This is a genomic window from Pseudomonas fluorescens (assembly GCF_001648775.1).
Taxonomy (GTDB): domain Bacteria; phylum Pseudomonadota; class Gammaproteobacteria; order Pseudomonadales; family Pseudomonadaceae; genus Aquipseudomonas; species Aquipseudomonas fluorescens_M.
Genome location: NZ_LVEJ01000028.1, coordinates 133,104 through 154,261, shown reverse-complemented (window position 1 = coordinate 154,261; position 21,158 = coordinate 133,104). Strand labels below are relative to the sequence as shown.

The 21,158-nt window shown below is 58.0% G+C and carries 19 protein-coding genes; 15 read left to right on the top strand and 4 right to left on the bottom strand.

Going from position 1 to position 21,158, the window contains the following annotated elements; translation table 11 throughout:
• Position 1: 1 nt before the first annotated feature.
• The 9 genes from A8O26_RS24555 to fabF all read left to right on the top strand — a co-directional run bounded on the left by A8O26_RS24555 (position 2) and on the right by fabF (position 8,969).
• Positions 2-949 carry a glycosyltransferase family 2 protein gene (locus A8O26_RS24555; protein ID WP_064120284.1) on the top strand — a complete coding sequence of 316 codons (948 nt, stop codon included), beginning with the start codon at positions 2-4 and terminating at the stop codon, positions 947-949.
• Complete coding sequence (locus A8O26_RS29575) at positions 942-1,625, top strand: class I SAM-dependent methyltransferase (RefSeq protein ID WP_172828206.1); 684 nt, start codon at positions 942-944, stop codon at positions 1,623-1,625. The genes A8O26_RS24555 and A8O26_RS29575 overlap by 8 nt, the downstream gene beginning before the upstream one ends.
• A complete protein-coding gene (locus tag A8O26_RS30530; RefSeq protein ID WP_064120404.1) occupies positions 1,622-1,996 on the top strand; it encodes a GtrA family protein in 375 nt (124 codons plus the stop codon). Before A8O26_RS29575 ends, A8O26_RS30530 begins: the two co-directional genes overlap by 4 nt.
• A gap of 114 nt (positions 1,997-2,110) precedes the next feature.
• Complete coding sequence (locus A8O26_RS24545; RefSeq protein WP_064120403.1) at positions 2,111-3,082, top strand: UDP-glucose 4-epimerase family protein; 972 nt, start codon at positions 2,111-2,113, stop codon at positions 3,080-3,082.
• The gene (locus tag A8O26_RS24540; protein ID WP_064120283.1) at positions 3,079-4,128 is read left to right on the top strand and encodes an MraY family glycosyltransferase; all 1,050 of its coding nucleotides are present in this window, start codon (positions 3,079-3,081) and stop codon (positions 4,126-4,128) included. The genes A8O26_RS24545 and A8O26_RS24540 overlap by 4 nt, the downstream gene beginning before the upstream one ends.
• Before the next feature lie 84 nt (positions 4,129-4,212).
• A complete protein-coding gene (locus tag A8O26_RS24535; protein WP_064120282.1) occupies positions 4,213-6,207 on the top strand; it encodes a polysaccharide biosynthesis protein in 1,995 nt (664 codons plus the stop codon).
• Positions 6,208-6,317: 110 nt separating this feature from the next.
• Positions 6,318-6,653 (top strand): ComEA family DNA-binding protein, encoded by a 336-nt coding sequence (locus A8O26_RS24530; protein ID WP_064120281.1) that lies wholly within the window; start codon positions 6,318-6,320, stop codon positions 6,651-6,653.
• A 215-nt stretch (positions 6,654-6,868) separates the two neighbouring features.
• Positions 6,869-7,672: an SDR family NAD(P)-dependent oxidoreductase gene (locus tag A8O26_RS24525; RefSeq protein ID WP_064120280.1), complete on the top strand. Its 804-nt coding sequence runs from the start codon at positions 6,869-6,871 to the stop codon at positions 7,670-7,672.
• Positions 7,673-7,694: 22 nt separating this feature from the next.
• A complete protein-coding gene (fabF, locus tag A8O26_RS24520) occupies positions 7,695-8,969 on the top strand; it encodes a beta-ketoacyl-ACP synthase II (protein ID WP_064120279.1) in 1,275 nt (424 codons plus the stop codon).
• On the opposite strand, the gene A8O26_RS24515 is transcribed toward fabF, so the two are convergent.
• The 3 genes from A8O26_RS24515 to eat form a co-directional block, all read right to left on the bottom strand.
• Positions 8,966-9,520 (bottom strand): TetR/AcrR family transcriptional regulator, encoded by a 555-nt coding sequence (locus tag A8O26_RS24515; protein ID WP_064120278.1) that lies wholly within the window; start codon positions 9,518-9,520, stop codon positions 8,966-8,968. The genes fabF and A8O26_RS24515 overlap by 4 nt on opposite strands.
• 138 nt (positions 9,521-9,658) lie before the next feature.
• A complete protein-coding gene (locus A8O26_RS29205) occupies positions 9,659-9,826 on the bottom strand; it encodes a DUF2897 family protein (RefSeq protein WP_064503201.1) in 168 nt (55 codons plus the stop codon).
• Positions 9,827-9,955: 129 nt separating this feature from the next.
• Positions 9,956-11,320 carry an ethanolamine permease gene (gene eat, locus A8O26_RS24510; protein WP_064120277.1) on the bottom strand — a complete coding sequence of 455 codons (1,365 nt, stop codon included), beginning with the start codon at positions 11,318-11,320 and terminating at the stop codon, positions 9,956-9,958.
• Between the two features lie 397 nt (positions 11,321-11,717).
• On the opposite strand from eat, the gene kdpF reads away from it, so the two are divergent.
• The 6 genes from kdpF to A8O26_RS24480 all read left to right on the top strand — a co-directional run bounded on the left by kdpF (position 11,718) and on the right by A8O26_RS24480 (position 19,950).
• Positions 11,718-11,807, top strand: coding sequence for a K(+)-transporting ATPase subunit F (gene kdpF, locus A8O26_RS24505; RefSeq protein WP_007899818.1), 90 nt, complete (start codon positions 11,718-11,720; stop codon positions 11,805-11,807).
• Positions 11,808-11,815: 8 nt separating this feature from the next.
• Positions 11,816-13,510, top strand: coding sequence for a potassium-transporting ATPase subunit KdpA (gene kdpA, locus A8O26_RS24500; protein ID WP_064120276.1), 1,695 nt, complete (start codon positions 11,816-11,818; stop codon positions 13,508-13,510).
• A gap of 10 nt (positions 13,511-13,520) precedes the next feature.
• The gene (kdpB, locus tag A8O26_RS24495) at positions 13,521-15,578 is read left to right on the top strand and encodes a potassium-transporting ATPase subunit KdpB (RefSeq protein ID WP_064120275.1); all 2,058 of its coding nucleotides are present in this window, start codon (positions 13,521-13,523) and stop codon (positions 15,576-15,578) included.
• Between the two features lie 295 nt (positions 15,579-15,873).
• Positions 15,874-16,419 carry a potassium-transporting ATPase subunit KdpC gene (gene kdpC / locus A8O26_RS24490; protein WP_064120274.1) on the top strand — a complete coding sequence of 182 codons (546 nt, stop codon included), beginning with the start codon at positions 15,874-15,876 and terminating at the stop codon, positions 16,417-16,419.
• A 132-nt stretch (positions 16,420-16,551) separates the two neighbouring features.
• Positions 16,552-19,203 (top strand): sensor histidine kinase, encoded by a 2,652-nt coding sequence (locus A8O26_RS24485; protein ID WP_064120273.1) that lies wholly within the window; start codon positions 16,552-16,554, stop codon positions 19,201-19,203.
• A 48-nt stretch (positions 19,204-19,251) separates the two neighbouring features.
• On the top strand, positions 19,252-19,950 hold the full coding sequence (locus tag A8O26_RS24480; RefSeq protein ID WP_064120272.1) for a response regulator: 699 nt from the start codon (positions 19,252-19,254) through the stop codon (positions 19,948-19,950).
• 91 nt (positions 19,951-20,041) lie between these two features.
• On the opposite strand, the gene A8O26_RS24475 is transcribed toward A8O26_RS24480, so the two are convergent.
• On the bottom strand, positions 20,042-21,088 hold the full coding sequence (locus tag A8O26_RS24475) for a patatin-like phospholipase family protein (RefSeq protein ID WP_064120271.1): 1,047 nt from the start codon (positions 21,086-21,088) through the stop codon (positions 20,042-20,044).
• Between the last annotated feature and the right edge of the window lie 70 nt (positions 21,089-21,158).

Sequence of the window (21,158 nt, the reverse complement as noted above, 5' to 3'; positions counted from 1 at the left end):
AATGACTATTACCAAGCTTACTATTGTGGCCCCCGTCTTCAATGAAGAGGCTGTCATCGCTCAGTTTCATTTGCGAGTTTCTGCGACATTGTCCACCCTGCAGGATGTGGATTCACAAATTATTTATGTTGTTGATAAGTGTACTGATAATACACTTGAAGTTTTGCGTTGTATTGCCAAGGACGATTCTCGGGTCAAGGTGTTGGCAATGTCTTCTCGGTTTGGGCACCAAATGTCGCTCTTGGCAGGTATTGAGCAAGCATTAGAAGCGGATGCTATCGTTATGATGGATAGCGATTTGCAGCATCCCCCCGAGTTAATTCCGGTATTAATAAAAAATTTTCTCGAAGGCGCGGATGTTGTTTATACCGTTCGAAGTGACACCCTGGATGTTAACCCTATCCGCAAGGCATTGGGGAACCTATTCTACAAGTTTTTAAACCGCCTTTCTGATGTAGAAATCAATCCTAATGCCGCTGATTTTCGGCTGATCTCTCGTCGAGTTGCCAAGATCCTTGCTGAGGGGTTCGCAGAACGTAATATGTTTCTGCGAGGTTTGTTTTCGTGGATCGGTTTTAAACAGGTTGGGATTGAATACGTTGCAGAAAAACGGGCTGCCGGAGTTTCTAAGTATTCTTTTTCTCGGATGGTACAGCTTGCGATATCGGGTATCCTCTCATTCAGCACAAAGCCTCTACAAATAGGGATATTTGTCGGTATTTCGTTTTCGGTAGTGGCTTGTCTACTGATGTTTGCGACTCTGTTCACCTTCATGTTTGATCGCTCATTGCCTAGCGGCTGGACAACAATTGTTATGCTTCTTCTTCTTTTTAACGGTATCCAATTGTTTGTCATTGGTGTGCTAGGTGTTTACCTTGGTGGCATCTATGAGGAAGTTAAGTCTCGGCCTAGATACATACTTGAAGAGGAGATCTCATACCGTGAGTAAAAAAGTCGACTTTGATAATTTCACCGATAATTACAATGAGCTTCTTCGGGAAAGTACTCAGTTTTTTTCGTCCAGTGAAGAGTACTTTGCAAAGTATAAAATTGGATTGGTTCGCGCGCAAATTGACCGTCCAGTAAAACGGATTCTGGAATACGGATGTGGAATTGGCCGAAATATTCGTTATCTGCAGGAGGCGTTTCCAGGTTCAGAAATTATTGGTACTGATATTTCTGAAGCTAGCCTGAGTATCGCTGCATCCGAAAATCCGGATGTACGATTTGAGAAGGAAGGCCCCGATACTGACATTGGTCTCTTCGACCTGATATTTGTAGCAGGCGTTTTTCATCACATTCCTCCCTCTGATCGGATCGAAGCTTCGCGGCTATTAGCAAGACGACTAGCAAATAACGGGGAGCTGTATGTTTTTGAACATAACCCCTACAATCCGGTGACCAGAAGCATTGTCAATAATTGTCCATATGACGCGGATGCAGTGCTCCTCAAACCTTCAGAGCTAAGTGGGCTATTTGAGCGGGTTGAATTGTTTGCCCACGGACAAGGCTACTGCCTCTTTATTCCACCCAAGTTTTCTTGGCTTGCGCCTCTTGAAAAGTATCTCGAGTGGCTTCCGCTTGGAGGGCAGTATTGGGTAAAAGCGACTCACAAAACAAAATGAAACAATTAATTAAGTTTTTGGTCGTCGGTGTACTGAACACATTGCTGGGCTATGCGATTATTTTTGCCTGCATGTATCTTTTAGGTGCCACAGCAGTGGTTAGCAACATAATTGGGTATATGACGGGGCTCGTTCTGTCTTATGTGCTTAATCGTAAGGTTACGTTTCAGAGTACTTCAAAGTCGAAGGCAGAGATTTTTCGGTTTTTACTTGTATTCTTGGTGGCGTACCTTGCTAACTTAGGAGTTCTTCTGATGTTGATTCGCATCGAGGGAGTCCATGAAGGAGTGGCCCAGGTTCTTGCAGGTATAATTTATGTGTTCGTTTCTTTTTTCTTGAACAAATATTACGTATTTTATCATGCTTCTTAATTACGTCTAGAAGATTGAATATTCGACCACTCTTTAGAATTGAAGTCGGCGTGGTTTGCTTCCTAAACTATTTATATGGGTAGGACGACGTTGATAGGTAGCTTTCAGTCACCAATGAGCTTTAAGACATTCCTGGTTACCGGCGGCAGCGGTTTTGTGGGGCGGGCGTTAATCGACCGATTGGCGTTGTTATCAGAGTATTCCGTGATCGCGCCGGTCAGGGATATGTCTATGAGTTTCCCCTTGGGTGTGCGTTCGATACCCATTACCAGTCTCGATGCAGCGTTTGACTTGAGTAACGTGCTGAAGGACGTCGACTGTGTTGTGCATGCTGCCGCGCGGGTTCACGTCATGAATGACGTTTCTGCTGATCCGCTGGCTGCGTTTCGCAAGGTGAATGTCGAGGCTACCTTGAACCTCGCACGCCAGGCTGCGGCGTCCGGGGTGAAGCGTTTTATATTCATTAGTTCAATCAAGGTGAACGGTGAGGGTACTGAGTCGGGCATTGCATTCAACGCCGATGACGCACCTGCTCCGATTGACGCCTATGGGATCTCGAAGCTTGAGGCGGAGCAAGGCTTGCAGGTGCTTGCTGCAGACACAGGCATGGAAGTGGTCATCATCCGTCCTGTGCTGGTCTATGGGCCTGGTGTCAAAGCCAACTTTCTCAGCATGATGCGCTGGTTGTACCGTGGCGTTCCCTTGCCGTTTGGCGCTGTCCACAATCACCGCAGTCTCGTCGCCATAGATAATCTGGTGGACCTTATCGTGACCTGTTCCCATCACCCAGCGGCCGCCAATCAAGTGTTCCTGGTCAGTGACGGCGAGGACGTGTCGACCACGCAGTTACTACGCAAGTTGGCGGGCGCCTTGGGCAAATCTGCCATATTGTTGCCAATACCTGCCCCGTTCATGAGCAGTGCGGCAGCATTACTGGGCCAGCGAGCGTTGTCGGATCGTATTCTCGGGTCCTTGCAGGTTGATATCAGTAAGAACCGACAATTATTAGGCTGGACTCCTCCGGTCACCTTCGATAAAGCGTTGAGCCTGACGGCGCAACATTTTCTGGATTCCCGTAAATCATGAGTTATGGCTGGTTTATCCCTGTCATCGTTGTCGTGTCTTTTTTCCTCACTTGGACGCTGCGTCGTTACGCTCTGTCTCGAAGTCTGATGGATATTCCTAATGCCCGCAGCTCTCATTCGGTCCCCACTCCTCGAGGAGGCGGGGTTGCAATTGTCCTGGCGTTTACATTAGCGCTGGGAATGCTGTTATTCGCAGGGCTAATGTCGTCTTCGGCGTTTTTTGCGATTGCTGGAGGGGGAGCACTGATCGCCGTTATCGGATTTATGGATGATCACGGACACATCGCGGCCCGTTGGCGTTTGTTGGGGCATTTCGCTGCATCAACGTGGTTGCTGTTCTGGTTAGGTGGATTGCCGGCCGTCGAGATATGGGGGGGGGCTTTCGACTTCGGGTGGTTTGGCCATGTGTTAGCAGCGTTCTATCTTGTATGGCTGCTCAATCTTTATAACTTTATGGACGGTATAGACGGGATAGCCAGTGTCGAGGCAGTTTGCGTGTGTCTTGGCGCCTGTATTTTGTACTGGCTGTCAGGCGCGTTTGATTTGGTCTGGGCGCCGTTGCTGCTGGCCGCTGCGGTTCTGGGATTTCTGGGCTGGAATTTTCCGCCGGCAAAAATATTCATGGGTGATGCGGGAAGTGGCTTTCTCGGCATCGTACTGGGGGGATTATCTCTTCAGGCTGCGTGGAGCAGCCCGGCGCTGTTTTGGGGATGGCTAATTCTGCTCGGTGTATTTATCGTCGATGCTACCCTCACACTGTTTCGTCGTCTGCTGAGGGGGGACAAGGTTTATGAGGCGCATCGGAGTCATGCCTATCAGTTCGCCGCCAGGCAGTTTGGTCGACATCTACCGGTGACGCTCGCAACCGGGCTGATCAATCTATGCTGGCTGCTGCCGATTGCTATAGCCGTGACACACTATGGTTTAAGCGGCGTAGGCGGTGTCCTTTTGGCCTACCCCCCGTTAGTCATTCTCGCAGTCAAATTTCATGCGGGCGAACTTGAGCAGACCGCGGAGAGCGGTAAAGATAACAAGACTGTTATTTAGGTTTAGAGTAATGGCGCTGGGTTGATGTGTTACGCCACGGGCATCAGTAGTTGAAAGAGGGATGCAGGAGTGCTTGAAGAGTTAATGGACAAGGTCAGAGAGCGTCTCGTTGGGCTTCCACGGCGGCGCAAACGACTGATACAGGTTGGCACAGACATTTTTCTGGTCTGGATGGCTTTGTGGTTGGCGTTCATCGTGCGCTTGGGTATCGATGATATGTACAACCCCTTCAAAGTCCACTTCTGGCTGTTCGTCTGCGCCCCTGTTGTGGCCATTCCATTGTTCATTCGCTTCGGCATGTACCGTGCCGTCATGCGCTATTTCGGCAACGATGCACTGATCGCGATTATCAAGGCTGTCAGTTTATCTTCGCTGATTTTGGCCGTAGTCGTTTATTGGTACAGCAATCACGAAGCGGTTGTGCCTCGCTCGATCATTTTCAATTACTGGTGGTTGAGCCTGGTCATCATTGGAGGATTGCGGTTATGTATGCGGCAATACTTCATGGGGGACTGGTTTACAGCCGCGCAGCATGTTCCTTTTGCCAACCGTGACGATGGTCTGACCAAAGTTGCGATATACGGCGCAGGTGTTGCAGGCAATCAACTCGTTGCCGCACTGCGCATGGGGCGCGTTATGCGCCCTGTTGCCTTTATCGATGATGACCCGGGTATTTCCGATCGCTCGATCTCGGGCCTGCAGGTCTACAAACCCAAGCATATACAGCAGATGATCGACGTCACAGGCGCGCAGGAAATCCTTCTCGCGTTGCCATCGTCGACTCGTGCTCGTCGCCGGGAAATTCTCAACTTGCTGGAAGGCTTTCCACTGCATGTTCGCAGTGTGCCGAATTTTTCCGATCTGGCGAGTGGCCGGGTCAAGGTCGAAGATATTCAGGAAGTCGATATTGCAGACCTGCTGGGGCGCGATGCCGTTCCAGCTCAGCCTGATCTTTTGGAGCGTTGTATCAAAGGCAAGACTGTCATGGTCACAGGTGCCGGTGGTTCGATCGGTTCGGAGCTGTGTCGGCAGATTTTTGCGTTGGAGCCAACCGCGCTTCTGTTGTTCGAACACAGTGAATTCAATCTCTACAACATTCTTTCAGAGCTGGAGCAACGCAGCTCTCGAGAGTCGGCGCCGGTTCGATTGCTTCCCATACTCGGGTCCATACGCCACCAGGACAAATTGCTCGATGTGATGAAAACCTGGAAGGTTGACACGGTTTATCATGCGGCCGCCTACAAGCATGTGCCCATGGTCGAACACAACATCGCCGAAGGTGTACTGAACAATGCGATCGGAACGCTCAATACAGCTCAGGCTGCCTTGCAATCCGGCGTAGCGAATTTTGTGCTGATCTCGACCGATAAGGCGGTGCGGCCCACTAATGTCATGGGCAGTACCAAGCGCTTGGCGGAGTTGACGCTTCAGGCGCTCAGTCGTGAAGTCGCGCCAGTGTTGTTCGGAGACAATGCAAAAGTTTCCCGGGTTAACAAAACCCGTTTCACGATGGTTCGCTTCGGCAATGTGTTGGGCTCCTCCGGGTCGGTTATCCCGTTGTTCCACAGCCAGATCAAGTCCGGCGGGCCGCTGACCGTCACTCATCCGAAGATAACCCGTTATTTCATGACCATCCCCGAAGCCGCGCAGCTCGTTATTCAGGCCGGTTCAATGGGGCTGGGTGGCGATGTGTTTGTGCTGGACATGGGCGAGCCGGTGAAAATCGTCGAACTGGCAGAGAAGATGATCCACTTGTCCGGTTTGAGTATTCGTTCCGATCGCAATCCGCAGGGCGACATTTCCATCGAGTTCACGGGATTGCGTCCAGGTGAAAAGCTCTATGAAGAGCTGTTGATCGGTGACAACGTTGCTGCAACGCCGCATCCGATGATCATGACGGCCAATGAGGATCATCTGCCTTGGGAAGTGTTAAAGGTCAGGTTGGCCAATTTGTTGGCGGCGGTTGATGAAGATGATTATTCGCGCGTTCGCCAGTTATTGCGCGAAACCGTCAGCGGCTACACCCCCGATGGCGAAATTGTCGACTGGATCTATCAGCAACGTCGTCTCGAGCCCTGATTGTTTCACATTCTGTAACGCTCGCATTTTTGACATACACCCATCATGACCTACGTTTGGAGAGCAGCTTCGGAAAAGCTGCTTTCTCAAACGATGATGGAGCGTCAAAAATGCGTACCGGTTACTTCTGTTCTCTGATTTTTGCTTTCCTTGCCAGCGCTTCGATTGCTGCGATCGCCGCACCCTCGGCGCCAGCGGAGTCACCCAAAGCGCCTTTGGTGATGGATACAGCAGCACCTGGACAAAGCGCAAAAGTCGATCTCAACGATGCCGATGCGGCAACGCTGCAAAAAGAGCTGGCCGGAGTAGGTGAAGCGAAGGCGAAGGCGATTGTTGCATATCGGGAAACAAACGGGCCGTTTTCATCGGTAGATGAGTTGCTGGAAGTGAAGGGTATCGGCAAGGCGATCCTTGATCGCAACCGTGACAAGCTGGAAGTCAACTAAGCTGAGTGTATAAGCCAAGAGGCCGGTCATTGACCGGCCTTTTTCATTTGGCGCAGTGCTTGGCTGCGGGTAGGAGTGGAGAGGGCACCCGTCGGACGATGTAAAATTATGGCTATCATATTGCCGTTAGATTATGCCTATAATAATTTTCCGGGGCGTCGAGCCGACACGTCTCATCGGCAACTTCCTTCATCAAGCATTCCAGGAGCACTCTCATGAATTCCGCACACTCCCAAGGTACTGCTCTCGTCACCGGCGCATCGTCGGGTATCGGTGCGGTTTATGCTCAGCGCCTGGCGGCGCGTGGCTTTGATCTGCTGCTGGTTGCCCGTGACAAGGACCGTCTGGAAAGTGCTGCTAGCCAATTACGTGAAGCCCATGGCGTCCAGGTTGAAGTGCTCAAGGCCGATCTGACACAGAAGGATGACGTGCTCAAACTCGAACAACGTCTTCGCAGCGATTCCAGCATTAGTTTGCTGGTCAATAACGCCGGTGTGGCGGCGGACGGATTGCTGGCCAACGCCGATATGGACCAGTTGGAGCGACTGATCCAGTTGAACATCACCGCTGTCACGCGTCTGGCCTCGGCGGCAGCCGCCAGTTTCGCCAAGGCCGGTCGTGGCACGATCATCAATATCGCCTCGGTGGTGGCGTTGTTTCCGGAACGCTTCAATGCAACCTACAGCGCCAGCAAAGCTTATGTACTGAGCCTGACCCAGTCACTGAACACTGAACTCGAAGGCACCGGCGTGCAGATTCAGGCTGTGCTGCCTGGTGTAACCCGCACTGAAATCTGGGAGCGCTCCGGTATCGATGCGAGTGGCATTCCGGCAGAAATGGTCATGGAGGCGGGCGAGATGGTCGATGCGGCGCTTGCGGGTCTGGATCAGGGCGAATTGATCACCATTCCTTCGCTGCCTGACGCTGGAGAATGGCACGCATTTGTTGCTGCTCGCCATGTCATGGCACCGAACCTTTCCCGCAGTTCCGCAGCCCAACGCTACAAGTCCGGCAATTGAATTGATCAGAGGTCACCACGGTATGGATTCGCGTCGAATAGTCGTCACGGGCATGGGCCTGGTTTCACCCTTGGGCAGCGATCTTGAAGTCGTATGGCAGCGTTTGCTGGCCGGGCGTTCTGGTTTGCGTAACTTGCCTGAGGCAACGGTCGCTGATTTACCCACACGAGTCGGCGGCGCGGTGCCGACGCTGGAGGAGGACGCTGAAGCAGGATTTGATCCGGATCGCGCCACGCCACCCAAGGAACAGAAGAAGATGGACCGCTTCATTCTGTTCGCCATGGAGGCTGCACGGCAGGCGCTGGAGCAGGCTGACTGGCATCCTTCAGAAAGCAAAAGCCAGGAGCGTACCGCAACGATCATCGGTTCCGGTGTCGGTGGTTTCGGTGCGATTGCCGACGCCGTACGCACGACCGACAGTCGTGGTCCTCGGCGTTTGTCACCGTTCACTATTCCATCCTTCCTGGTCAATCTGGCTGCCGGGCATGTCTCGATCCAGCATGGTCTGAAGGGGCCACTGGGTGCTCCGGTGACGGCCTGTGCTGCTGGTGTTCAAGCGATAGGAGATGCCGCGCGTCTGATTCGAGCCGGTGAAGCCGACATCGCGGTGTGCGGCGGGGCGGAAGCCTGCATCGACCGGGTCAGTCTGGCGGGCTTCGCGGCAGCGCGGGCCCTGTCCAGCGGTTACAACGACACCCCGCAGCGCGCCTCGCGGCCGTTCGACAGCGGGCGCGACGGCTTCGTGATGGGCGAGGGCGCGGGCCTGTTGGTGATTGAATCCCTCGAGCATGCCTTGGCGCGTGGCGCGACACCGCTGGCGGAGCTGGTTGGTTATGGCACCAGCGCCGACGCCTATCACCTGACGGCCGGGCCTGAAGACGGCAGTGGTGCGCGGCGGGCGATGACGCTGGCACTGGCACAGGCGGGTATCAAACCGGATCAGGTGCAACACCTCAATGCTCACGCGACCTCGACGCCAGTGGGCGACCTCGGCGAACTGGCGGCGATCAAAGCGTTGTTTGGCACGCAGAATAAAATCGCCGTGACTTCGACCAAATCCGCCACTGGGCATTTGCTCGGCGCTGCCGGTGGGCTTGAAGCGATTTTCACGCTATTGGCAATCCGTGATCAGGTGGTGCCGCCAACACTGAACTTCGACAATCCCGATCCGGCGAGCGCAGGTGTGGATATCGTCCATGGCGAGGCGCGGTCAATTCCGATCGAATATGCACTGTCCAACGGTTTTGGCTTCGGCGGGGTCAATGCCAGCGTATTGTTCAAGCGCTGGCAGGCTTAGTCCCGGTTCTTGAGGTGATCGCGGGTGACGTCGAGGATGCTTTGCGCAAACTCGGCATCCGCGACACTGCGCGACAGCAGCAGCGCGCCGACCAGGGTCGACATGATGACAATCGCGCGATCGGCGCTGCTCTCGCCTTCGAGGTTGTTCTCGATCTGCTCCAGACGTGCCTTGAGTAGCGTGTCACTGGTGGTGCTCGGCTGTCCGCGCAGGCCCAGTTCCGAAGAAATGGTCGGCAGCGGGCAGCCTTCATGCGGGGACGTTTGATGCCATTCGGACAGATATGTCTCGATAAAGACATCGAGAGGGTTGTCTTGGGAAAAAATCTCGGCACATAACCCATCGACCTGGTTGCCGGCCTCCTGCAAGGCCTTCTCCACCAACTCGTCCTTGGACTTGAAGTGCGAATAGAAACCGCCATGGGTCAGCCCCAGTGCTTTCATCAAGGGTTGCAGGCCGGTGGCACCGATTCCGTCCTTGCGAAATCGCGCCGAGGCTTCCTTGATGATGCGCTGATGGGTCTGGGCTTTATGGTCCTGCGTGTAACGCATGTGGAGCTCTCCGCAACAATGCCCCCATCTTAACCACTGAAAATTAAATGGTGACTGTACTTCTACTTCTAAAAAGCATGCAGATAAGTCCAATCGTGCTCGCAAAAACAAACCCCGCCTGATCAGGCGGGGTTTTTGTCAGCGGTCTTGCGCTTCTTTCGCGTCAGCTTCGGCGTTGCGTTCAGCCACGCGTTTGCGCTCTTCATCGGTCAGTTCGACCTTGTTGGCGGTGTCGCGCAGCATCATCAAACCGCCAACGATCGAGCCGATTGCAACGACCAGAATCAACCAGGCATACCAAGGCATAACGGCTCTCCTTAAAGGCAGATCGACGGACGAGGATTTCGCCGTGCGACGCTGCATACCACGTTTGAGCGAAGTGACTTCGCAGTGGTTCCATTCTAGGCCGCTTGCACCCGGTACACCCGAAATCCCTCAATGACCTGTCAGCATCGCATCGGCCGGAGCATTGGCGCGCAGTTGACCGGTGAGCAGGAAGTAGCCGAAACCGACGGCCATGAAACCGAGGAAGATCAGCCCGATCAGCGCGTTGAACCACGCCATCGCCACCAGGCACACCACTGCCAATACCAGCGCGATCAGCGGAATCAACGGATAGCACGGCGCGCGGAAAGTGCGCTCCAGGTTCGGCTCCGATTTACGCAGTTTGAACAGGCTGAGCATGCTCATGATGTACATCACGATCGCCCCGAACACCGCCATGGTGATCATCGCGGCAGTGAGGGTCATGCCGCCGAGGTTGATCAAACCGTCGCTGTAGATCGCGGCGATGCCGATGATGCCGCCGACGATGATCGCCCGGTGCGGCGTCTGGAAGCGCGACAATTTTGCCAGCGAAGCCGGCAGGTAACCGGCGCGGGCGAGGGCGAAGAATTGGCGCGAGTAGCCGAGGATGATCCCATGGAAACTCGCGACCAGACCGAACAGGCCGATCCACACCAGCATGTGCAGCCAGCCGGAGTTGTCGCCGACCACGGTTTTCATCGCCTGCGGCAGCGGGTCGTTGATGTTGGCCAAGGTGCGCCAGTCACCGACGCCGCCGGCAAAAAACATCACACCCATCGCCAGCAACACCAGGGTCAGAATGCCGCTGATGTAAGCCTTGGGGATCGTGCGTTTCGGATCCTTGGCTTCTTCGGCGGCCATGGCCGCGCCTTCGATGGCGAGGAAGAACCAGATCGCAAACGGAATCGCCGCGAACATCCCGGCAATCGCCGGTGCGCCGAACACATCGGAACCGGCCCAGCCATTGAGGGCGAAATTGCTGAAGCTGAACGCCGGCGCGACCACGCCCATGAATACCAACAGTTCAGCGACGGCCAGCACGCAGACGATCAACTCGAATGTCGCGGCCAGTTTCACGCCGAGAATGTTCAAACCCATGAAGACGATATACGCGCCGACCGCCGCATGTTTCGGGTCGAGCGCGGGGAATTGCACATTCAGATAAGCGCCAATCGCCAAGGCAATCGCCGGCGGAGCGAAAACGAATTCGATCAGCGTTGCCAGTCCGGCAATCAATCCTCCCTTCTCGCCGAACGCACGGCGGCTGTAGGCAAACGGCCCGCCGGCATGGGGAATTGCCGTCGTCAGTTCGGTGAAACTGAAGATAAAGCAGGTGTACATGGTCGCGACCATGAATGAGGTCACCAGAAACCCCAGCGTGCCGGCCACACCCCAGCCGTAACTCCAGCCGAAGTACTCGCCGGAAATCACCAGTCCGACGGCGATGCCCCACAGGTGCAAGGTGCCCAGCGTGGGTTTGAGTTGTGTGTTCATGCGGTTGCTCCCTGAAGGTTGGCAAAGCTCGGGGAGGGCGCGTGCAGTGGCCGTGCCATTGCTGTGAAACAAGTCGTAAAGAGTTGAAAGCTGTCGTATCGGGGATGTTCGCGGTGGGATTGCTGCTTTTTGTGCGCCAGTTGGGTGCGATGGTGTCGGTTATGCCGTCTTCGCGAGCAGGCTCGCTCCCACAATTTGCAATTCATTCCCCTGTGGGAGCGAGCTTGCTCGCGAAGGCGCCAGCCCAAACACCACAAAGCTCAGCTGTAACGCCCGCATAAACCCACTCTTTACGCTTTCTTTATGCCCCACCGCACCCCTCGGTCTCGTTCCTTTACAGCCTCCTTTCCGACAATGCCTGCACACACGGCAATACGCCGTAACACGGAGATCTTCCATGAGCGTTCTGGACGGGGTGTCACTGCTACTGGCAGTGGGGCTGTTCATTTATCTGTTGGTTGCGCTGTTGCGCGCGGATCGGAACTAGGAGCGGCTATGCACAGTTATGACTATTGGCTGATCCTCGCGTTCTTTGCGCTGGTCTTGCTGCCGGCGCCGCTGCTCGGGCGCTTCTACTACAAAGTGATGGAAGGCCAGCGCACCTGGCTGACGCCGATTCTCGGCCCGGTCGAGCGCGGTTGCTATCGCATCGCCGGCGTCGATGCGGACGCAGAACAGAGCTGGCAGAAGTACACGCTGGCATTGCTGGCATTCAACCTTGCCGGTTTCCTGCTGCTGTTTGCGATTCTGCTGTTCCAGGATCACTTGCCACTGAACCCGCAAAATCTGCCGGGCCAGGAATGGACTCAGGCGTTCAACACCGCGGTCAGTTTCATGACCAACACCAACTGGCAGTCCTACAGCGGCGAAGCGACCCTCAGCTACTTGAGCCAGATGGTCGGCCTCACCGTGCAGAACTTCGTCAGCGCCGCCACCGGCCTCGCCGTGCTGGTCGCGCTGTGCCGTGGCATCGGCCGTAAATCGACGAAAACCCTCGGCAACTTCTGGGTCGACATGACCCGCGCCACCCTCTATGGCCTGCTGCCGCTGTGCCTGTTGCTGGCGCTGTATCTGGTCTGGCAGGGCGTGCCGCAAACCTTCGCGCAATATGTGAATGCGGTGACGATGCAGGGTGTCGATCAAGTGATCCCGCTCGGCCCGGCCGCCAGTCAGATTGCGATCAAGCAACTGGGCACCAACGGTGGTGGCTTCTTCGGTGTCAACTCGGCGCATCCGTTCGAGAACCCGACCGCGTGGAGCAACCTGTTCGAAGTCGCTTCGATCATCCTGATCCCGGTGGCGCTGGTGTTCACCTTCGGCCATTACGTCAAGGACCTGCGTCAGAGCCGCGCGATCATCGCCTGCATGCTGGCGCTGTTCCTGATCGGCGGCGCGACGTCGCTGTGGGCCGAGTATCAACCGAACCCGACACTGAATAACGCGGCCGTCGAACAGACCGCACCGCTGGAAGGTAAAGAAGCACGCTTCGGCACCACCGCCACCGTGCTGTGGTCGGTGACCACTACGGCGGCCTCGAACGGTTCGGTCAACGCCATGCACGACAGCCTCAACCCGCTCAGCGGCATGGTTGCACTGGTCAACATGATGGTCGGCGAAGTGATCTTCGGCGGCGTCGGTGCCGGGCTCTACGGCATGTTGCTCAACGTGCTGATCGCGGTGTTCCTTGCCGGTCTGATGATTGGGCGTACGCCGGAATACCTCGGCAAGAAACTCCAGGCGCGGGAAGTGCAATTGCTGGTCGTCACACTGTTGGTGATGCCGGTCGGCGTGCTGGTGCTTGGTGCGATTGCGGCCGCGGTTCCCAGCGCGGCGGCCACTATCAGCAACCCTGGCCCGCACGGTTTCAGCCAGTTGCTCTATGCCTATACCTCGGCGAGCGCCAACAACGGTTCGGCGTTCGGTGGCCTGAGTGCGAACACGCCGTTCCACAACCTGATGCTGGGCCTGGGCATGTTGATCGGTCGCTTCGGCTACATCCTCCCGGTGCTGGCGTTGGCTGGCAGCCTGGCGATGAAGAAAACCGCGCCGATCGGCCAGAACAGCTTCCCGACCCACGGCCCGCTGTTCGTGACCCTGTTGACCGTGACCATTTTGCTGGTGGGCGGTTTGACCTTCCTGCCGACTCTGGCGCTCGGCCCGATTGCCGAACACCTGAGCATGGGTTTCTGAGGACTGAATGATGAATATGCCCGCAATCAAACCGGCTGCCGTCAAGGCGCCGGAACAGGCGAAAACCGCGATCTCGGCCCTCTGGCGCCCGGCGCTGGTGCAAGCTTTCGTCAAACTCGACCCTCGGCAATTGAAGCGTTCGCCGGTGATGCTGGTGGTCGAACTGACCGCGATTTTCACCACCGTGCTGTGCTTCATTCCCGACGCCGATGTGCCGACTTTCGTCGCCGCACAGATCGCCCTGTGGCTGTGGTTCACCGTGCTGTTCGCCAACTTCGCCGAAGCCTTGGCCGAAGGTCGCGGCAAGGCCCGCGCCGACAGCCTCAAGGCTGGCAGCGAGGGCCTCAGTGCGCGGCGCAAACTGGCCGATGGCAGCTTTCAAGTGGTGCCGGCGGCGAGCCTGCGCAAGGGCGATGTGGTGCGCGTCGAAGCGGGGGAGATGATCCCCGGTGACGGCGAAGTCATCGAAGGCATTGCGGCGGTCAACGAAGCGGCGATCACTGGTGAATCGGCGCCGGTGATTCGCGAGTCCGGCGGCGACCGATCGGCCGTCACCGGCAACACGCGGCTGGTGTCCGACTGGTTGCTGGTGAAGATCACCGTCAACCCGGGCGAGTCGACCCTCGATCGCATGATCGCCTTGGTCGAAGGCGCCAAACGTCAGAAAACCCCGAACGAAGTGGCGCTGGATATTCTGCTGATCGGCCTGACGTTGATCTTCCTGCTGGTGGTGGTGACCCTGCAACCGTTCGCCCATTTCGCCAACGGCAGCCTGCCGCTGGTGTTCCTGGTGGCGCTGCTGGTGACGCTGATTCCGACCACCATTGGCGGTTTGCTGTCAGCCATCGGTATCGCCGGGATGGATCGTCTGGTGCGCCTCAACGTGATTGCCAAATCCGGTCGCGCCGTGGAAGCGGCGGGCGACGTGCATGTGCTGCTGCTCGACAAGACCGGCACCATCACCTTCGGTAACCGTCGCTGCAGCGCGGTGTATGCCGCCCCCGGTGTGAGCGGTCGTGATTTGGCCGAGGGTGCGCTGTTCGCCTCGCTGGCGGATGACACGGCGGAAGGTAAATCGATCGTTGAGTACCTGCGCGGTCTGCATCCGCAACCGGAGCCTGCACTGGAAACCCTGACGGCCGTGCCGTTCAGCGCTGAAACCCGGTTGTCCGGCGTCGACTATCAAGGTCGCGTGTACCGCAAAGGTGCGGTGGATTCGCTGCTGAGTTTCCTCGGCCAAAAACGCGCGGATCTGGCCCCGGCGCTGTCGCGGGAAATCGACAAGATCGCCCAGAGCGGCGGCACCCCGTTGCTGGTCTGCGCCGACGGCAAATTGCTCGGTGCGATTCACCTCAAGGACGTGGTCAAACCGGGCATCCGCGAGCGCTTTGCCGAACTGCGCAAACTGGGGATTCGCACGGTGATGGTCACCGGCGACAACCCGTTGACCGCTGCTGCGATTGCTGCTGAAGCAGGCGTTGATGACGTCCTCGCCGAAGCCACGCCGGAGAAAAAACTCGCGCGTATTCGTCACGAGCAGAACGACGGTCGTCTGGTGGCGATGTGTGGCGACGGTGCCAACGACGCACCGGCGCTGGCGCAGGCTGACGTCGGCATGGCGATGAACGACGGCACCCAGGCGGCACGCGAAGCGGCGAACATGGTCGACCTCGACAGCGACCCGACCAAGCTGCTGGACGTGGTGCAGATCGGCAAGGAATTGCTGGTCACTCGTGGTGCGCTGACGACCTTTTCCATCGCTAACGATGTGGCCAAATACTTCGCGATTCTGCCGGCGCTGTTTGCCTCGATTTATCCGCAACTGGGTGTGCTGAACATCATGCAGCTGACCAGTCCGCAGAGCGCGATTCTCTCGGCCATCGTCTTCAACGCCTTGATCATCGTCGTACTGATTCCGCTAGCGCTGCGCGGTGTGCGCGTGCAAGCGGCGAGTGCGGCGGCGTTGCTGCGGCGCAATCTGTTGATCTACGGACTGGGCGGGATTCTGGTGCCGTTCGTGGGGATCAAGGCGATCGACATGCTGCTCACGGCGCTGCATCTGGTGTGAGGCTGAAAAGAGCCCCTCACCCTAACCCTCTCCCGGGGGGAGAGGGGACTGACCGAGTGGTTAATCAGAGATACACCGACCTGAGATACCGAGCCGAGCTCAGGTTTTGAAAAGCACCGAAGGTGTTTACGGAAGCTGCACCGACCGGAGAAACCGAGCCGGGCTCAGGTTTTGAAAAGCACAAAAATCGGCTCCCTTTCCCCCTCGCCCCCTTGGGGGAGAGGGCTGGGGTGAGGGGGAAAAGATCTCCCTGACACGCCACCAAAGTTTGCCCAACGAATTCGAGGATCTTGCAATGACCACAATGATACGTCCGGCCCTGAGCCTGCTGGTGCTGATGACCCTGGTCACCGGCGTCGCCTATCCACTGGTGGTGACCGGCGTCGCGCAAGTCGCCTTCCCCGCACAAGCCAATGGCAGCCTGGTGCACGATGCCGATGGCAAAGTCCGCGGCTCGTCGCTGATCGCCCAGGATTTCGTCGGCGATGCGTGGTTCCATCCACGTCCCTCTGCCGGTGCGTTTGCGACGGTTTCCAGCAGCGCGAGCAACCTGGCGCCGAGCAATCCGGCACTCGCCACGCGGGTGATCGATGAGGCCAACAAACTGCAGGTTCCTGGCCAGGGCCCGGTGCCATTGGCCTTGCTGACCACCTCCGGCAGTGGTCTTGATCCACACTTGCCACCGGCAGCAATTGCCTATCAACTGGCGCGTGTTGCGGTGGCGCGAAACCTGCCGGTATCGACCTTGCAGCAACTGCTCGATGCGCACATCGAACAGCCGCTGGTGGGGCCGCCGGTGGTGAATGTGCTTGAGCTGAACATGGCGCTGGAAAAACTGTAGCTCTGTGGTGCTGCCATTCGCGAGCAAGCTCGCTCCCACAGGAGGACGCGTTCCAAATGTGGGAGCGAGCTTGCTCGCGAAGGGGCCATAACGGACACCGAATCAATATCAGGAAGAGAGAGAGCATCAAGCATGAGCGACTCCGGCCGCGCCGACGCGCTGTTAGCAGACCTGCCCCGTGACGGCCGCGGCCGGTTGAAAGTGTTCCTCGGCGCCGCCCCCGGTGTCGGCAAAACCTACGCCATGCTCCAGGCCGCCCACACGCAACTGCGTCAAGGTGTGAAAATCATCGCCGGCGTCGTCGAAACCCACGGCCGCGCCGAGACCGAAGCGCTGCTTGGCGGCTTGCCGCAACAACCGTTGCTGCGCTCGGAATACCGTGGCGTGATGCTCGAAGAAATGGACCTCGACGGCCTGCTCGCAGCCAAACCGAAGCTTGTGCTGGTCGATGAACTGGCCCACAGCAACGCCCCCGGCAGCCGTCACGCCAAGCGCTGGCAAGACATTCAGGAACTGCTCGCCGCCGGCATCGACGTGTACACCACGGTCAACGTCCAGCACCTGGAAAGCCTCAATGATCAGGTGCGCGGCATCACCGGTGTGCAAGTGCGCGAAACCCTGCCGGACTGGGTCCTGCAGGAAGCCTACGAACTGCTGCTGATCGACCTGCCACCACGCGAATTGCTCGAGCGTCTGCGCGAAGGCAAGGTCTACGTGCCGGAACAGGCACGCGCAGCGATCGATGCGTTTTTCACCCAGACCAACCTCACCGCCCTGCGCGAACTGGCGATGCAAACGGCCGCCGCGCAGGTCGATAACGATCTCGCCCAAGGCTATCGCCAACTCGGTCAGGCCGCGCCGGCAGTGCGTGGACGATTGCTGGTCGGCGTCGATGGTGATGCGCAAGCCGAACGCCTCGTGCGCCATGCCAGTCGCGTCGCCCAGCGCCGGCACCTGCCGTGGAGTCTGGTGCATGTCGACAACGGCAGCGTGCGCGACGAGCAATCACGTCTGCGTCTGCAAAGTGCTCAGCAACTGGCCGAGCGTCTCGGTGGTGAAGTGGTGTTGCTGCGCGCCGGCGAGGTGGCGAAAACCCTGATCCAGCACGCGGCCGAACGCCGCGCGAGTCTGGTTCTGGTCGGCCAGTCACGGCCGCGTCTGCGCCGTCGGCTGTTCGGCGGCGGTCTCGCGGCGCGCTTGCTGCGTCAGGCTCACGGGCTGGAAATCAACGTTCTCGATAGCGATCAGCAACAGCATCAACCGCGCCCGCGCAACGCGCTGACCCTGGTCTGGTTCGACTATGCGCTGGCGCTGGTGGCGACCGTATTGGCGAGTGCCTTGGCGTGGGCGGTGTCGAGCGTGTTGCCGCTGCCGAACATCTCGCTGGTGTTCCTCGCGGCCGTGTTGCTGGTGGCGGTGCGCAGCAGTCTTGGCCCGGCGCTGGCCTGCGCGGCGCTGTCGTTTCTGACCTACGATTTCTTATTCATTCCACCGAATTTTTCTTTCAGCATCCAGCGCGAAGAAGACGTGCTGACCCTGCTGTTTTTCCTGTTGATGGCGGCACTCACCGGCAACCTCGCGGCGCGTCAGCGTCGGCAATTGCAGGCGTTGCGCGACACCCAGCAAGAGACCAGCGAGCTGCTCGACCTGTCACGCAAACTCACCGCCGCCACCGACCGCCAGGCCGTGGTCAGCGCGGCCGCGCAGCACCTCAACGGCTGGAGCGATCTGCAACTGTGCCTGCTCAATCGCGATGGTCAGGGTGGCTGGAAAGTCGAGACCGGCGGGCCGTTGCAATTCAGCGAGTCCGAGCGCGCCGCCGCCGATTGGGCCTGGCAACACGATCAACCGGCAGGCATGGGCACTGGCACGTTGCCGTTCGGGCGTTGGTGGTGGTGGCCGCTGTCGGTCGAGGACGGGCCGCTGGCGCTGCTCGGTGTTTGCGCGAAAGAGGGCCAGACCTTGAGCGGCCAGCGTCGGCGTTTGCTCACGGCGTTGAGTCAGCCACTGGCGCAGGCCTTGGCCCGCGCGCAACTGGCTGACGATCTCGAAGCCGCGCGTCTGCATGGCGAAACCGAACAACTGCGCAGTGCGTTGCTGGCCTCGGTGTCCCACGACTTGCGTACGCCGCTGACCGCGATGCGCGGCAGCATCGACAGCCTGCTGGCCCTTGGCGAAGCGATCCCGCTGGAGGACCGGCGGGAACTGCTCGAAGGCACCCGCGATGAAGCCGAGCGTCTCGACCGCTACATCCAGAATCTGCTCGACATGACCCGTCTGGGTCACGGCGCACTGAAGCTGGCGCGGGACTGGGTGTCGCCCGCCGACATCGTCGGCAGTTCGCTCAACCGATTGCGCGCAGTGCTGGCGCCACTGCAAGTCAGCACCGACGTGGCGGCCGAGCTACCGCTGTTGTTTGTCCACGCCGCGTTGATCGAGCAGGCGCTGGTCAATGTGCTGGAAAACGCCGCACGCTTTTCGCCAGCCCACGGTCGTTTGCAACTGAACGCGGGAGCGAATGACGAGGAGATTTTCTTCTCGGTCAGTGATGAAGGTCCGGGCATTCCCGAAGATGAGCGGGCGAAGATTTTCGACATGTTCTACACCGCTGCCCGTGGCGACCGTGGTGGTCAGGGCACCGGCCTGGGCCTGGCGATCTGTCAGGGCATGGTCGGCGCGCACGGCGGGCGCATCAGCGTGGCTGACGGTATCGACGGACGCGGCACCTGCATCACCTTGCACTTGCCGTTGCAGACGCAACCGGGGATGGACGATGAAGGCTGAAGCGGACTGCGCTACTCTCTTGCCACTCTTTTGTGTTGATGTGAATTCATGAGCCAGACCGCGACTATTTTGGTCATCGACGACGAACCGCAGATCCGCAAATTCCTGCGCATCAGCCTCACCTCTCAGGGCTACAAAGTGCTGGAGGCCGGCAACGGTGCCGAAGGCCTTGCGCAAGCGGCGCTGAACAAACCGGACTTGCTGGTGCTCGACTTGGGCCTGCCGGACATGGACGGCCAGCAAGTGCTGCGCGAATTTCGCGAATGGGCCACGACGCCGGTGCTGGTGCTGTCGGTGCGCGCCAGCGAAGGGCAGAAGGTCCAGGCGCTCGATGGCGGCGCCAATGACTATGTGACCAAGCCGTTCGGCATTCAGGAATTCCTCGCTCGGGTGCGTGCGCTGTTGCGTCAGGCCCCAGCCGGGGAGGCCCAGCAAGCGGCACTGAATTTCGGTCCGCTGACGGTGGATCTGGCCTATCGACGAGTGCTGCTCGACGGTGTCGAAGTGGCGCTGACCCGCAAGGAATACGCGGTGCTGGCGCAACTGGCGCGGCATCCGGGACGGGTGATTACCCAGCAGCAATTGCTCAAGGATATCTGGGGCCCGACGCACACCGAAGACAGCCATTATCTGCGGATCGTGGTGGGACATTTACGGCAGAAACTGGCGGACGATCCGACGCGGCCGCGGTTTATTGTCACTGAAGCCGGGGTTGGCTATCGGCTGATCAGTGACAACAATCTTTAGCCATTGGTTGTCCCGGCAGACGCCATCGCTGGCAAGCCAGCTCNNGGAGCTGGCTTGCCAGCGATGAGGCCCTTACAGACTGCGGAGAACTTCAGGGCTCTCGGTTCTGCTCACTCTCATACCGATCCAGCGTATCCCGCGCAATCTCGCGCCCCAGCGCGATCAACTCCGGCGCCTTGTAAAACTCGAAAAACCGGCAAACCCGCTTGGGCACATTGATCAGGATATCCGGCGGATACCCGGCGATCTTGTACTGCGCCAGCGAAGTCTGCATCACCTCGAAACTCTGGTTGATCAAGTCCAGCAATGACGCCGGCCCGACGTTGTCGATGATGAACGAGCCGGTCGCCGATTTCGGTGCGCCTTCACGCTCAGGGGCGGCGGCCGGCTGTTGGTTCTCGGGTTCGGCACCTTCGAGCCATGGATTGATATCGGCGGCTTCCGCGCGCAGGGCTTCCTGTTCGAGCTTCAACAATTGCTCGGCCTGTTTACGCCGGAATGGCATCTTCGAACCCAGCGAACTGATCAAGCTGTCGAAGCGCGAGCGGAACGCGGGCGGGCGCTGGATCACGGGCAATTTGTAGTGACGCTGGTTGGTCGAGTTGAGATTCACCGCAATGATCAGATCACAGTGGCTCGACACCACCGGCACGATCGGCAACGGGTTGAGAATGCCGCCATCGACCAGCATGCGATTGCCTTGCATCACTGGCGTGAACAGGCTGGGGATTGCCGCCGAGGCGCGCATGGCTTGGTGCAGGCAACCTTCCTGAAACCAGATTTCCTGTTGGTTGGTGAGGTCGGCGGCGACGGCGGTGTAGGGGATGCGCAAGTCTTCAATGTTGATCTCGCCGACGATCTTGCGGATCTGCCCGAAGACCTTCTCGCCGCGAATCGCACCGAGGCGGAAACTCACGTCGACCAGTCGCAGCACATCCAGATAATCGAGACTTTCGATCCAGTTCTTGTAAACGTCGAGTTTTCCGGCGGCGTAGATGCCGCCGACCACCGCGCCCATCGAACACCCGGCAATACAGGCGATGTCGTAACCACGCCGTTCGATCTCTTCAATGACCCCGATATGGGCATAGCCCCGGGCGCCACCGGAGCCCAGCACCAGAGCGACACGCTTTTTCATCAAACTTCCTCCCGACAAGGTTGCACAATGCACCCATCGGCCAAGTGGCTCAATCGCCGAGGTCGTTGAG